This window comes from Variovorax sp. ZS18.2.2 (assembly GCF_024701975.1).
Taxonomy (GTDB): domain Bacteria; phylum Pseudomonadota; class Gammaproteobacteria; order Burkholderiales; family Burkholderiaceae_C; genus Variovorax.
Map to the genome: position 1 here is coordinate 645,998 of NZ_JANLNM010000002.1, position 13,971 is coordinate 659,968.

Sequence of the window (13,971 nt, forward strand, 5' to 3'; positions counted from 1 at the left end):
GTCCGCAGCTACAGCGGCGCAAGCGCCGTCACGATCTGGTCGCGGAACCACCGCACCGGCGGGCTGTTTTCATGCCGCGTGTGCCAATGCACCTTGACCTCGAAGTCGGGCAGCGTCACCGGGAGCTCCACGCTCGTCAGTCCGCCGAAGCCTTCGAACACGCGCGCCACGCGCGACGGCAGGGTGACCAGCAGATCGCTCTGTGCCACCAGGCCCGGCAGCACCGTGAAATGAGGAATCGTCACCGCGATGCGCCGCGAGACGCCGTGTGCGCGCAATGCTTCTTCCACCAGTTGGTGCCCTGAGAAAGGCGATGCCACCAGCACATGGCGCGAGGCCAGGAAGCGCTTGAGCGTCATCGGGCCGCGGCGGGGATGGTGCTTGGTGCCGACGAGGCAGACATAGCGTTCGCGGAACAGCAGCGCGCTGCGCGTATGGCCCGCCGCGATCGGCAGGTTGCCCACCGCGGCATCGATGGCGCCGCTGGCCAGCCCATCCACCACCTGGTCGAGCGTGACCTGCTTGACTTCCAGTTCGGCGAACGGCGCGGTCTGCTGCAGCTGCATCAAGAGGGGCGGCACGAAGTACAGCCCGCCGATGTCCGACATGGCGACCCTGAAGCGCCGGTGCGTGTCCGAAGGCTCGAAGTGTTCGGCCGATTCGACCGCGCGATCGATCTGCCCCAGCGCCTGCGCGAATTCGCGGGCCAGCTGCTCGCCGAGCGGCGTGGGCAGCATGCCTTGGGGTCCGCGCAGGAACAGCCGGTCGTTGAAGCGCTTGCGCAGCTTGGCGAGGCCGTAGCTCAGCGTGGGCTGCGTCACGCCCAGCCTTTCCGCTGCGAGCGTGACGTTGCGCGTCTCCAGCAGCGTGGTGCAAAGGCGCAGCAGATTGAGATCGATCCGCGAGATGTCGACGTTGGAAGGAGTGCGCGTCATCTGTATAGATGGGATCGATGTGTAACGCGAATTCTATCGATTGGATAACAAGAGCGCGACCCATAAAGTTCGCATCGATCCTCGGGCGAACGCGTTTCCCCGGGGCCGAAACCCACGAGAAAAAGCGCAGCCCTCCAGGGGCCGCGCAGGAGACAGACAACATGGAGCGTTCATTCGCCGAAGAGGTCAAACGCCTGTCGCTGGGCAATGGCGAGGTGTTCCATGGCGAGGGCATCCTCGCGGTGACCAAGGCGCTGCTGCAGTCCGGCGTGAGCTACATCGGCGGCTACCAGGGCGCGCCGATCTCCCACCTGATCGACGTGCTCGGCGATTCGCGCGAGTTGCTCGACGAACTGGGCATCTACTTCGAGAACAGCGCCTCCGAAGCCGGCGCGGCCGCCATGCTCGGCGCCTCCATCAACTACCCGGTGCGCGGCGCGGTCACCTGGAAATCCACGGTCGGCACCAACGTCGCCTCGGACGCGCTCTCCAACCTGGCCTCGGCCGGCGTGAAGGGCGGCGCGCTCGTGATCCTGGGCGAGGACTACGGCGAAGGCTCCAGCATCATCCAGGAGCGCACCCACGCCTTCGCGATGAAGTCGCAGATGTGGCTGATGGACCCGCGCCCCAATCTCGGTTCCATCGTCGATGCGGTCGAGCGCAGCTTCGAGCTGTCGGAGGCGAGCCAGACGCCGGTGATGCTGCAGTTGCGCATTCGCGCCTGCCATGTGCACGGCAGCTTCACCTGCAAGGACAACCGGGCGCCGGCCGTGTCGACGCGCGCGCTGATCCAGCAGCCGAAGTTCGACTTCAGCCACATCAACCTGCCGCCCTCGATCTACGAGCACGAGCGGCTGAAGATCAGCTCGCGCTGGCCGGCCGCGCTCGACTTCATCCGGCGCGAGCAATTGAACGAGCACTTCGAAGGCGACTGCGGCGACGTGGGCCTCATCGTGCCGGGCGGCCTCTACAACGGCGTGATCCGGGCGCTGCAGCAACTCGGCCTGGCCGACGCCTTCGGGGGCTGCCGCATCCCGATGCTGGTGCTCAACGTGGTCTACCCGATGGTGCCCGACGAGCTGGTCGCGTTCTGCGACGGCAAGCGCGCGGTGCTGATGGTGGAGGAGGGCCAGCCCAACTACATGGAAGACGCGCTGCACGCCATCCTGCGGCGCGCGGGCAGCGCGACATCGCTCTACGGCAAGGACATCTTCCCGATGGCCGGCGAATACACCGGCGAAGTGATGGTGCGCGCGCTGGCCGAGTTCGTTCGCCTGACTGCGCCGGCCGGCCTGGCGTCGGCCGGCGCGGCCGACGTGGCCGCCGCCGCCGCGCCGCTCGCCGTGCTGAAGCCGCAGGCCGTCGAGGCGCTCGGTGCGCCGGTGCCCACGCGGCCGCCGGGCTTTTGCATCGGCTGTCCCGAGCGCCCAGTGTTCGCCGCCATCAAGCTGATGCAGAAAGAACTCGGCCCGGTCCACGTGAGCGCGGACATCGGCTGCCACACCTTCGGCACGCTGCCGCCGTTCAATGTCGGCAGCACCGTGCTGGGCTATGGCCTGGGCCTGGCGAGTTCGTCGGGCCTGGCGCCGCTCATGCGCAACCGGCTGCTCAGCATCATGGGCGACGGCGGCTTCTGGCACAACGGCTTCACCAGCGGCGTGGTGAACGCGGTCTACAACAACCAGGACTCGGTGCTGGTGATCCTGAAGAACGGCTACACCTCGGCCACCGGCACGCAGGCGATTCCTTCTTCGCCCACGCAGTCCGCGGCGCGCCCGCTCACGCTCGACATCGAGGCCGCGCTCAAGGGCGTCGGCGTAGCCTGGGTGCGCAAGGTCACCAGCTACAACGTCGCCGAGATGCGCGACACCCTGCAGGAGGCCATGACCACCGAAGAGGGCGGGCTGAAGGTGATCATTGCCGACGGCGAATGCCAGCTCGAGCGGCAGCGCCGCATCAAGCCGGTGAATGCCGCGAAGCTGCAGCGCGGCGAGCGCGTGGTGCGCACGCGCTTCGGCATCGACGACGACGTGTGCACCGGCGACCACTCGTGCATCCGCCTGTCGGGCTGCCCCTCGCTCACCGTCAAGCCCAACCCCAGCGCGCTGCGCACCGACCCGGTGGCCACCGTGAACCAGGGTTGCGTCGGCTGCGGCCTGTGCGGCGAGAACGCGCACGCGGCCGTGCTGTGCCCCTCGTTCTACAAGGCCGAGATCGTGCAGAACGCAGGCGCCTGGGAGCGCTTCATGTTCCGCGTGCGCAGCGGCGTCATCGGGCTCATGGCAGGCAGGGCGCGCAGCCCCGCCGCCGAGAAGGTTGCGCTGGCATGAACGTGTCTGAAGCAAAGCCCGCCTTGTCCGGCAAGGAACCCCGCGTCGTGACCGTGCTTGTGGCCGCCATGGGCGGCGAGGGCGGCGGCGTGCTGGCCGACTGGCTGATCGCCGCCGCATCCGCGCACGACTTCCCGGTGCAGAGCACGTCGGTGCCCGGCGTGGCGCAGCGCACTGGCGCCACCAACTACTACATCGAGATTTATCCGGTGGCGCGCAGCCTCCTGAACGGCGCGCAGCCGGTGCTGTCGCTCACGCCGAACGCGGGCGACGTCGACATCGTCGCCGCGTCCGAGCTGGTCGAAGCCGGCCGCGTGCTGCAGGGCGGCTTCGTGCATCCGCAGCGCACCACGCTGGTGGCCTCGCTGCACCGCGAGTACGCCGTGTCCGAGAAGTCGGCCATGGGCGACGGCCGCTACGAGGGCGAGCGGGTCGTCGATGCCGCGCACAAGCTCGCGCAGCGCACCTTTCTCTTCGACATGCGCGCACTGGCGTGGCAGCACGGCACCGTCATCAACACGGTGATGTTCGGCGCGATGGCGGGCAGCGGCACCTTGCCGTTTTCCCGTGCCGCGTGCGAAGAAGCCATTCGCCAGTCGGGCAAGGCGGTGGCCGCGAGCCTGAAGGGATTCGCCGCGGGCTACGAGCATGTGACCGGCGGCGCGGCGAAGGCTGCTGCTGTCTCCGATGTGCTGCCGCCCGAACCCGCCATCGGGCGCGTGCGCGCGATGCCCGCGCCGCTCCATGCCATCGTGCAGGCCGGTGTCGAGCAGGTCACCGACTACCAGGGCGCGCGCTACGCCGACCTCTATCTCGACCGCGTCGAATCGGTGCTGGCGGCAGAGCGCCCGTGGGCCGGCGAGTTCCCCGTCACGCGCGAAACCGCGCGCTACCTCGCGCTGTGGATGAGCTACGAAGACGTCATCCGCATCGCCGATCTCAAGACGCGGCGCGACCGCATCCAGCGCGTGCGCCAGGAGGTGGGCGCGCGCGAGGGCGAGCCGCTGCGCCTCACCGAGTACCTCAAGCCGGGCCTCGACGAAATCTGCTCGATGCTGCCCCCACGGCCAGCCCACTGGCTGCGCCGCAAACTTGCGCACAAGGCCCACAGCCTCAACGTGGGCCTGCACATGCGCACCGACACCGTCGGCGGCTTCGCGATGCTGTGCGTGCTGCGCTCGCTGCGCGCGTGGCGCCCGCGCACCTCGCGCTATGCCATCGAGCAAGCGCTGATCGAACGGTGGCTGGAGGCCGTGCGGGGCGCGCTCGCTTCCAGCCCGCAACTGGCTTACGAACTGGCGCTGTGCGGCAACCTCGTCAAGGGCTACGGCGAAACCAGCGAGCGCGGCCACCGCAACCTCTCGGCCGTGCTCGACGACATGGGCGCGGGCTCGAACGAATCGGCCATCGCGCGCGTGCGCAAGGCCCGCGAGGCCGCATTGGCCGACCCCGAGGGCAGAGCCCTCGCCGGGGTTCTCGGGCTCAAGCCGCCCGAGCCCAAGGTCCACCCCATTCGCATCGTGCGGCGAACGCCCGCGCGCTGAAGCTGAAGGTTCCCGGCAAGACGTTCGTAAACAAAGAAGGAGACAAAGACATGAGCCACTTCAACCCGCACCAGCATCTCACGCGCCGCATCTTCGGCGGCCTGCTCGCCGCACTGGCGGTGGGCACGGCCGCCACCGCCGCGCAGGCCGCTGAGCCGCCCATCAAGATCGGCGCCGTGGTTTCGGCCACAGGCGCCGCGTCGTTCCTCGGCGATCCCCAGCAGAAGACGCTGGAGATGTACGTCAAGAAGATCAATGCCGCCGGCGGCGTGCTCGGCCGCAAGCTCGAACTGGTGCTCTACGACGACGCCAGCGATGCCAACAAGGCCAACGCCTTCACGCGTCGGCTCATCATGCAGGACGAGGTCGACGCCATCCTCGGTGCCTCGAGCACCGGCTCCACCATGGCCATGCTGCCGCAGGCCGAAGCCGCGAAGATGCCGATGATCTCGCTGGCCGCCGCGTCGGTCATCGTCGAGCCCGTGCGGCCCTATGTGTTCAAGGTGCCGCATTCCGACCGCATGGCCGCGCAGAAGGTGCTGGGCGAAATGAAGCAGCGTGGCTTCACGCAGGTGGCGCTGCTGTCCGACACCGGTGGCTTCGGCAAGTCGGGCCGCGTCGAAAGCATCAAGGTCGCCGAGTCGATGGGCCTCAAGGTGGCGGAAGACCAGATCTACGGCGAGAAGGACACCGACGTCACGCCGCAGCTCACCAAGATCAAGTCGTCGCCGGCCCAGGCCATCCTGGTGTTCGGCACCGGCCAGGCGCCCGCCATCATCGCGCGCAACTACCAGCAGCTGGCGATGAAGCAGCCGCTCTACACCAGCCACGGGCAGGCGTCGGTCGAGTTCATCCGCATCGCGGGCAAGGCCTCCGAAGGCATCCGCATGCCGTCTCCGGCGTTGCTGATCGCGCAGGCGCTGCCCGCCAGCGATCCGCAGAAGAACGTGAGCGTGAGCTACGCCAGGGACTACGAGGCGCAGGCAAAGATCGACGTGTCCACCTTCGGCGGCTATGCGCACGATGCGTTGCTGATGCTGGTGGATGCCATCAAGCGCGCCGGCGGCACCGACAAGGCCAAGGTGCGCGACGCCATCGAGGCCACGCGCAATTTCGTGGGCGTGAGCGGCGTCTACAACATGTCGGCCACCGATCACATGGGACTGGACACGTCGGCCTTCCGCATGATCGAGGTGCAGGGCGGCGCGTTCAAGGAAGTGCGCTGATGCGCGCCGAACAGGGCCATCGGGGCCGCCAGGGCCGGGCGGCATGAAGCTCAATGTCCACGACCACCGGCGGCATGCGCGCCGGCGGCTGCCGCGTTTCGTCTTCGACTACGTCGATGGCGGTGCGGAAGACGAAGCGTGCCTGCGCCGCAACGTCGATGACCTGAACGCGGTGCGCCTGCTGCCGACCTGCCTGCGCGATACGAGCCATGCCGACCCCGGCATCGAGGTGTTCGGCCAGCACTGGGCCATGCCGGCGGGCGTGGCGCCCATCGGCTTCTCGGGCCTCGTGCGGCCAGAGGGCGATCTGCTGCTGGCGCGCGCCGCCGCCGCTGCGGGCGTGCCCTTCGTGCTGTCGACCGCCTCCAACGCGCGGCTCGAGGCGGTGCGCGACGCCGGCCTCGAACGCAACCCCGCGGCCGTGCAGTGGATGCAGCTCTACGTGATGACCGACAGGTCCATCGCCGAGCAGCTCGTGCGCCGCGCCCGCCATGCGGGCTACGGCGCGCTGGTGCTCACGGTCGATGTCGCGGTGAGCGGCCTGCGCGAGCGCGACGTGCGCAACGGGTTCCGGCTTCCGTTCCGCTTCACGCCCTCGATGCTGCTGGATCTGGCCCTGCATCCGGCCTGGTCGCTGGACATGGCGCGCCGGGGCCGATCGCCCGCGTTCGTCAATCTTGCGGAGCACGAGGAGGCCGGCGCCTCCGCCCAGCTGCAGGCGGCCTTGCTGGCGCGCGCGATGGACCGCACGCTGGTCTGGGACCAGCTGGACTGGCTCCGGCGCCTCTGGGACGGCCCGCTCATCCTCAAGGGGCTGCTGCACCCCGACGATGCACGGCGCGCCGTGCGCCATGGCGTGGACGGCATCGTCGTCTCCAACCACGGCGGGCGGCAACTGGACGCCGCACCCTCGACCATCTCGGTGCTGCCGCGCATCGTCGATGCGGTGAAGGGCGCCTTGCCCGTGTTCGTCGACAGCGGCTTCAGGCGCGGCAGCGACGTGGTGAAGGCCCTGGCGGCCGGCGCCACCGCCGCCTTCGTCGGGCGCGCCGCCGTCTGGGGCATGGCCGCGGGCGGCGAAGCCGGCGCACGTGCCGTGCTGCAGACGCTCTGCGACGAAACGCAGCGAACCATGGCGCTGATCGGCGCCGACACCGTGGCCGACATCGCGCCGCATCACCTCACTGCATCCCTCCAACCAGGAGACAGCCATGGCTGACTTCATGCAATTCGTGTTCTCGGGGCTCACCACCGGCGCCATCTATGCGCTCGCGGCCCTGGGCTTCTCGCTGATCTACAACGCCAGCGGCGTCATCAACTTCGCGCAGGGCGACTTCCTGATGCTGGGCGCCATGGTGGCGGCGGCGCTGGTCGGCGCCAGCGTGCCCTATGGCCTTGCCATGGTCGGCGGCGTTGTCGCCACGGTGATCGTCGGGCTCTTGCTGTACCGGCTGGCGATCAAGCCCGCGGGGGAAGCGAGCGTGGTGTCGCTGATCATCATCACCATCGGCGCCTCGATCTTCATCCAGGGCGTGGTGCAGATCGTGCTCGGCAAGAACCAGCAGACGCTGCCGTCCTTCAGCGGCGACACCTCGCTGCAGATCCTGGGCGCCTACGTGCTGCCGCAAAGCCTGTGGGTGCTGGGCACGGCAGCGGTGCTGGTGGGCGCGATCTTCGTGTTCTTCCGCTGGACGATGGTCGGCAAGGCCATGCTCGCGGTGGCCGCCAACAGGCTGGCTGCACAGGCGGTGGGCATTCCGAGTTCGCGCGTGCTGCAGCTCTCGTTCGGGCTCAGTGCGTTGCTCGGCGCACTGGCCGGCGTGGTGGCCGCCCCTATCACCACCACGGTGTACGACATCGGCCTGCTGCTGGGCATGAAGGGCTTCGTGGCCGCCACGCTCGGCGGCCTGGGCCACGGGCTCGGCGCGGTCGTGGGCGGGCTCATCGTCGGCCTGCTCGAAGCACTGGTGGCCGGCTACATCTCGTCGGCCTACAAGGACGCGGTGCCCTTCGTGATGATCGTCGTGATCCTGCTGGTCATGCCAAACGGCCTCTTCGGCGCCAAGACATCGGACCGCGTATGAAATTTCCGATACGTCCTTCGCTGATCGTCACGGCGCTCGTTCTTGCGCTGCTGCCGCTGGCCATGCCGAACAACTACATCGTCGACGTGGCGGTGCGCATCGCGCTCGCGGCGGTGGCGGCCATCGGCCTCAACCTGCTGATGGGCTTCGCCGGCCAGATCAGCATCGGCCACGCCGCGTTCGTGGCCATCGGCGCCTACGGCAGCGGCATCGTCACCGCGCGCTTCGGCTGGCCGCCGGTGGTGGCCATCGCGGCGGCCGCGGTGGGCGCGGCGCTCATCGGGTGGCTCATCGCCAAGCCGATCCTGCGGCTGCAGGGGCATTCGCTCACCATGGCGACGCTGGGCCTGGGCATCATCGTCAACATCGTGCTGGTGAACGAAGTGGCATGGACCGGCGGCCCCGACGGCATGCCGGTGCCGCCGCTGCAGGTCGGCAGCTTCGTCTTCGCCAAGGTGCTGCACTGGTATGCGCTGGCCTGCGTGGTGCTGTTCGGTGCGATCGTGCTCTCGCTCAACCTGTACGCCTCGCCCGCGGGCCGCGCACTGCGCGGGCTGCACGGCTCGGAGGTCGCGGCGCGGATGATGGGCGTGGACGTCGCGCGCTTCAAGGTGCGCGTGTTCGTGGTGTCGGCCGTGTTCGCGGCGGTGTCGGGCAGCCTGTCGGCACATTACCTCGGCTTCATCAGCCCGTCGCTGGCGGCCTTCGCGCATTCGGTGGAGCTCGCGACCATGGTGGTGCTCGGCGGCATGGCGTCGACCTTCGGTGCCGTGCTCGGCGCTGCCCTCCTTACCGCATTGCCGCAGCTGCTGGGCGGGCTGCACGGCTACGAGATGGTGTTCTTCGGGCTCGTGCTGATGCTGACGATGATCTTCCTGCCCAAGGGGCTGGTGCCGTCGATCGCGCTCAAGCTGGCAAGGAGGCGCTGAGATGCTGCAGGTCAACCATCTCTCGAAGTCCTTCGGCGGCGTGCATGCCATCCAGGACGTGAGCTTCAGCGTGCGCGGCGGTGCGGTGCATTCGGTGATCGGCCCCAACGGCGCGGGCAAGACCACGCTCTTCAACCTGCTGAGCGGCATCTACGTGCCCAGCGGCGGCGAGATCCTGCTGGACGGCCAGAACGTTGCCGGGCACTCGCCCGACACGCTGGCGCGGCGCGGCATGAGCCGCACCTTCCAGAACCTGCAGGTGTGCATGAACATGACGGCCTGCGAGAACGTGATGCTCGGCGCGCACCTGCGCACGCGCAGTTCGCTCGTCGGCGGCATGCTGGGCACCACCCGCCGCGCCGATGCGGCACTGCGCGACGAGGCGCTGCGCCTGATCGACTACGTGGGCGTGGGCGCGCATGCGGGGGCGCATGCATCGCAGCTGTCCTTCGGCATGCTCAAGCGGCTGGAGATCGCGCGTGCGCTGGCCGGCAAGCCGCGCCTGCTTCTGCTCGACGAGCCGGCGGCCGGCCTCAACGACACCGAGACGCACGAGATCACCGAGCTGATCCGCCAGATCGCGGCATCGGGCGTCACCGTGCTGCTGGTGGAGCACGACATGAAGATGGTGATGAACATCTCCGACCACATCCTCGTGCTCGACTACGGGCGCAAGCTCGCGGAGGGCACGGCCGACGAGGTGCGCGCGAACCCGCAGGTGATTGCCGCCTACCTGGGGGCGGAAGTCGAAGAGGAGGGCGCAGCATGAGCGCGAGCAATACGGCGATGGGCACAGAGAACGCGGCTGCCGCCCTCGAGGTACGCGGCCTGTTCGCGGGCTACGGCCGCATCGAAGCGCTGCACGGCATCGACCTGCGGTTGGGCGCCGGGCAGCTTGTTGCGCTGGTCGGCGCCAACGGTGCGGGCAAGACCACGCTGCTGCGCGCCATCTCGGGGCTCATCGAATCGCGCGCGGGCAGCGTGTCGCTGTTCGGCCGCGACATCAGCCGGGACAGCCCCGACAGGCGCGTGCGCGCCGGGCTGTCGCAGGTGCTCGAAGGGCGCCAGGTGTTCGGCCCGTTGTCGGTGCAGGACAACCTGCTGCTCGGCGGCTACACGCGGCCCGACGGGCGCGAGGAGCGGCTCGGGAAGATGTATGCATTGTTCCCGGTGCTCGAGGAAAAACGCCACCTCGCGGCCGGCACGCTTTCGGGCGGACAGCAGCAGATGCTGGCGATCGCGCGCGCGCTCATGAGCGAGCCCAAGGTGCTGCTGCTCGACGAGCCCTCGATGGGCCTGGCCCCCTTGCTCGTGCGCGAGATCTTCGCGGTCATCGCGCGGCTGAAGGCCCAGGGCATTCCGATCCTGCTGGTGGAGCAGAACGCGCGCGCCGCGCTGTCCGTGGCCGACCTGGGCTATGTGCTGGAGACCGGAAGCATCGCCCTGTGGGGCCCGGCCGGCGAACTGCTGCGCGACGAGCGCGTGGCCGGCGCCTATCTGGGCGTCTGACGCAACCCTCGAAGTCAAGGTGAACAATCATGCAAGACCTCTTCATCCGATCCCTGCGCGCCAGGGCCGTCAACGTGCCGCTGGAGTTCCCGGTTCGCACCTCCGTCGGCGTGGTCGACACCTCGCCGCTGGTGCTGCTCGATATCGAGACGAACCAGGGCATCACGGGTCGCTCGTATGTTTTCACCTACACGCCGCTCGGCCTGGCGCCGGTGCGGGCGCTGCTCGATTCGCTGGAGCGCCTGCTCGAAGGCCAGCTCGTGGCGCCGCACGAAATCGAGAAGCTGCTGCAGGCCCGCTTCAGGCTGCTGGGCAACACCGGCATCGTGAAGATCGCTTCGGCGGCCGTCGACATGGCCGCGTGGGACGCGCTCGCGCAGCACCGCGGCCTGCCGCTGGCGGAACTGCTGGGCGGCCGCGTGAAGAGCATTCCGGCCTACGACAGCCACAGCATGGACGGCCCGCAGATCGGCCCTGAGCGCGCCAGGCGCGCGGTGGCGCAGGGCCTGAAGGCGATCAAGATCAAGATCGGCCACAAGACGCTGAAGGAAGATGTGCAGAGCGTCGCGCTCATTCGCGAAACCATCGGCGACGACGTGCACCTGATGGTCGACGTGAACCAGGGCCTGTCGGTGCCCGAGGCCATTCGACGCGGCCGCGCGCTGGAGCCCTTCGGCCTCGCGTGGATCGAGGAGCCCACGCTGCAGGAAGACTACAGCGGCCACGCGCTGATACGCGATACGCTGAAGACGCCGGTGCAGATGGGCGAGAACTGGTTCAGCGTGGACGAGATGCACAAGGCCATCGTGGTCGGAGCGGCCGATTTCGTGATGCCCGACGCCATGAAGATCGGCGGAGTGAGCGGCTGGCTGCGCGCGAGTGCGCTGGCGGCGACCTATCAGATCCCGATGTCCAGCCACATCTTCGACGAGATCAGCGCGCACCTGCTCGCGGTGACGCCGACCGCGCACTGGCTCGAGAAGATGGGGCTGGCCGATCCGATCCTTGCCCGGCCGCTGGTGTACGAGAACGGCGCGGCTTTGGTACCTGACGTGCCCGGCGTGGGGATCGAGTGGAACGAAGAGGCGGTGGAGCGCTTCGCGGTCTGACGGGGCCCAAGTGGCCAGGCGGCGCGCTCCGCCTCGAACGTCGGCCTGCTCGACTTCGCGATGGCCAACCTTGATCTGATCAGCGCGCCCCGCCCGACGCAAGGATGTGGTTGCCCGTCACCCACCCGCCTTCATCGGAGGCGAGAAAAACGACCACGGGCGCAACGTCCTCGGTCTGGCCCATGCGCCCCATGGGCGTGGTCGAGACAACGTAGTCGACGATGGCCGACCCCACGCCCAGCTTTCGCAGCCCGTCGGTGTCCGTGGGACCCGGGGCGACGGAGTTGACGCGGATCTTTCGTGGCCCCAGTTCGGCTGCAAGCACCCGCGTGATCGCCGCGACCGCGGTCTTGGATGCGACGGGGAGCACGCTGTTCGGTCCGGGGTTCTCGACGCTCGACGAGGTGATGTTGATGACGCTTGCGCCATTGCCGTCGCTCTGTTCGGCAAAGGCCTGCGTGGCCAGCAGCGTCCCCAGGACATTGATGTCGAAGTGCCGATGAAAGTCGGCTTCTGTCATCGCTTCCAACGGGCCGGGTGCAAAGACGCCGGCGTTGTTCACCAGGACGTTGACGACGCCGAAGGCCTCGCTGGCTTCCTTGAACAGCCGCTGGACTTCTTCTTTCTTCGACACATCGGCCTGGACCGCGCGTGCCTTGCCGCCGCTGGCGGCAATCTCGGCAACGACCCGATCGGCGCCCGCGCGATCGCCTCCGTAATTGACCACGACGGCCGCGCCGTTCGAGGCCAGCCCCTTCGCGATGGCCGCGCCGATGCCTTTCGATGCGCCGGTGACGACAGCGACTTTGTTCGCCAGATTTTCCATGTGTGTTTCCTTTCAGTGAGGTTCAGGCGGCAACAGCTGACGCCGATACGATGGTTTTTGCTTCGAGAAAAGCTTCCAGGCCAAAGACGCCGTATTCCCGGCCCAGGCCGGACTGCTTGAATCCGCCGAACGGTGCCGTGAGTGCGGGCCTGATCGCGTTGATCAGGACGCCGCCCGCTTCCAGCCTTGCCGCCACGCGCTGCGCTCGTTTCAGGTCGGAAGAAAAAACATAGGCCTGCAATCCGTAGGCCGAGTCGTTGGCGATACGCACCGCCTCTTCTTCGTCCTCGTAGGCCATCAGGCACAGCACCGGCCCGAAGATTTCTTCGCGGGCGATCTGCATGTCATTCCGCACGTTGATGAAGACGGTCGGCTTGACGAAATATCCCCGCACCAATTTCTCCGGTCGCCCCTCGCTGCCGACGACGAGGGTGGCGCCTTCTTTCAGACCGGCGCGGATGAAATGCTGGATGCGGTCGTACTGGGCCTGGTTGACCAGGGGCCCGATGACCGTCGCCGGATCGCGAGGGTCTCCCACCTTCAGGCCCCCCACCGTGGTCTTGACGAGTTCGACGACCTCGGCGAGCCGCGCGCGCGGCACAAGAATGCGCGTGCCGGCGATGCAGGCCTGGCCGTTGTTGAGAAAGCCCGCGCTCAACGCGAGCGGTATGGCTTTGGCAAGGTCCGCATCTTCCAGAACGATCGTGGCGGACTTCCCCGTGAGCGCCAGGCTCACGCGCTTCATCGTTTCGGCACCCGCACGCAGGATTGCCTTGCCTGTGGGCGTGGAACCGGTGAAGGAGATCTTGGCGATCGCGGGATGGATGCTGATCTCGTTGCCGACATCGGCACCACGGCCGATGACGATGTTGACCACACCCGGCGGCAAGCCGGCGTCATGGATGGCTTGCGCGATCACCTGCGTCTGGATCGGACTCAGCTCGCTGGGCTTGACCACGCAGGCGCAGCCGGCGGCGATGGCGCTCGCGAGCTTGCTGCAGATCGAACCTGCCGTGCTGTTCCAGGGCGTCATCAGCGCGGCAACACCCACCGGTTCCATGACCACGGTGGCTTCGCCCACCTGGCGGGTGAAGTCGTAGGCTTCGAGCGTCTTCACCGCATTGGCAAAACACTGCGAGGCGTACTCGCTGACCCATTGGGAGCGCGACAACGGTCCGCCGTACTCCTCGATGGTCGCTTCGCGGATCTCGTCCGTGCGTGCCAGGACGGCCGCCTGCAGATGCCGGAGCATGTCGATGCGCTCCTGCTTCGTGGTGCGCGCAAAGGCGGGTTGGGCGCGCTCGGCCGCATCGATGGCCCGCCGCACGTCGTCGCGGTTGCCCAGCGTGACGGTGCCGATGAGGCCTTCGGTGGCCGGATTGATGATGTCGACGACTTCGCTGCCCTGCACGGGCACGAAGGCGCCGTCGATGTAGGCCTGAGAGAGGTGGCGCATGGAGACTGCTCCGTTTTCACCCG

The 13,971-nt window shown here is 68.1% G+C and carries 12 protein-coding genes; 9 read left to right on the forward strand and 3 right to left on the reverse strand.

Features of this window, described 5'->3' with window-relative positions; genetic code table 11:
* Nucleotides 1-8 precede the first annotated feature (8 nt).
* Nucleotides 9-935 (reverse strand): LysR family transcriptional regulator, encoded by a 927-nt coding sequence (locus tag NU688_RS13470; RefSeq protein WP_257861130.1) that lies wholly within the window; start codon nucleotides 933-935, stop codon nucleotides 9-11.
* A 161-nt stretch (nucleotides 936-1,096) separates the two neighbouring features.
* Here NU688_RS13470 and NU688_RS13475 point away from each other — a divergent pair, with 161 nt between their 5' ends.
* From NU688_RS13475 to NU688_RS13515, 9 genes are read left to right on the forward strand one after another with little or no spacing between them, the layout of a single operon-like run.
* Nucleotides 1,097-3,265: an indolepyruvate ferredoxin oxidoreductase subunit alpha gene (locus NU688_RS13475; protein ID WP_257861131.1), complete on the forward strand. Its 2,169-nt coding sequence runs from the start codon at nucleotides 1,097-1,099 to the stop codon at nucleotides 3,263-3,265.
* Nucleotides 3,262-4,809 carry an indolepyruvate oxidoreductase subunit beta family protein gene (locus NU688_RS13480; protein WP_257861133.1) on the forward strand — a complete coding sequence of 516 codons (1,548 nt, stop codon included), beginning with the start codon at nucleotides 3,262-3,264 and terminating at the stop codon, nucleotides 4,807-4,809. Before NU688_RS13475 ends, NU688_RS13480 begins: the two co-directional genes overlap by 4 nt.
* Before the next feature lie 50 nt (nucleotides 4,810-4,859).
* The gene (locus NU688_RS13485; protein WP_257861134.1) at nucleotides 4,860-6,035 is read left to right on the forward strand and encodes an ABC transporter substrate-binding protein; all 1,176 of its coding nucleotides are present in this window, start codon (nucleotides 4,860-4,862) and stop codon (nucleotides 6,033-6,035) included.
* A 43-nt stretch (nucleotides 6,036-6,078) separates the two neighbouring features.
* The gene (locus NU688_RS13490; RefSeq protein WP_257861135.1) at nucleotides 6,079-7,254 is read left to right on the forward strand and encodes an alpha-hydroxy acid oxidase; all 1,176 of its coding nucleotides are present in this window, start codon (nucleotides 6,079-6,081) and stop codon (nucleotides 7,252-7,254) included.
* The gene (locus NU688_RS13495; RefSeq protein ID WP_257861136.1) at nucleotides 7,247-8,119 is read left to right on the forward strand and encodes a branched-chain amino acid ABC transporter permease; all 873 of its coding nucleotides are present in this window, start codon (nucleotides 7,247-7,249) and stop codon (nucleotides 8,117-8,119) included. The genes NU688_RS13490 and NU688_RS13495 overlap by 8 nt, the downstream gene beginning before the upstream one ends.
* Nucleotides 8,116-9,048, forward strand: coding sequence for a branched-chain amino acid ABC transporter permease (locus NU688_RS13500; protein WP_257861137.1), 933 nt, complete (start codon nucleotides 8,116-8,118; stop codon nucleotides 9,046-9,048). The genes NU688_RS13495 and NU688_RS13500 overlap by 4 nt, the downstream gene beginning before the upstream one ends.
* A gap of 1 nt (nucleotide 9,049) precedes the next feature.
* Nucleotides 9,050-9,817 carry an ABC transporter ATP-binding protein gene (locus NU688_RS13505; protein WP_257861138.1) on the forward strand — a complete coding sequence of 256 codons (768 nt, stop codon included), beginning with the start codon at nucleotides 9,050-9,052 and terminating at the stop codon, nucleotides 9,815-9,817.
* Nucleotides 9,814-10,557, forward strand: a complete 744-nt coding sequence (locus tag NU688_RS13510) for an ABC transporter ATP-binding protein (protein WP_257861139.1) — start codon at nucleotides 9,814-9,816, stop codon at nucleotides 10,555-10,557. Before NU688_RS13505 ends, NU688_RS13510 begins: the two co-directional genes overlap by 4 nt.
* Before the next feature lie 29 nt (nucleotides 10,558-10,586).
* Nucleotides 10,587-11,666, forward strand: coding sequence for an enolase C-terminal domain-like protein (locus NU688_RS13515; RefSeq protein ID WP_257861141.1), 1,080 nt, complete (start codon nucleotides 10,587-10,589; stop codon nucleotides 11,664-11,666).
* 79 nt (nucleotides 11,667-11,745) lie between these two features.
* Here NU688_RS13515 and NU688_RS13520 read toward each other — a convergent pair whose 3' ends face one another.
* Nucleotides 11,746-12,492 (reverse strand): SDR family NAD(P)-dependent oxidoreductase, encoded by a 747-nt coding sequence (locus NU688_RS13520; protein WP_257861142.1) that lies wholly within the window; start codon nucleotides 12,490-12,492, stop codon nucleotides 11,746-11,748.
* Between the two features lie 22 nt (nucleotides 12,493-12,514).
* Entirely contained in the window at nucleotides 12,515-13,948 is a 1,434-nt protein-coding gene (locus NU688_RS13525) for an aldehyde dehydrogenase family protein (protein ID WP_257861143.1), read from the reverse strand.
* Nucleotides 13,949-13,971: the final 23 nt, after the last annotated feature.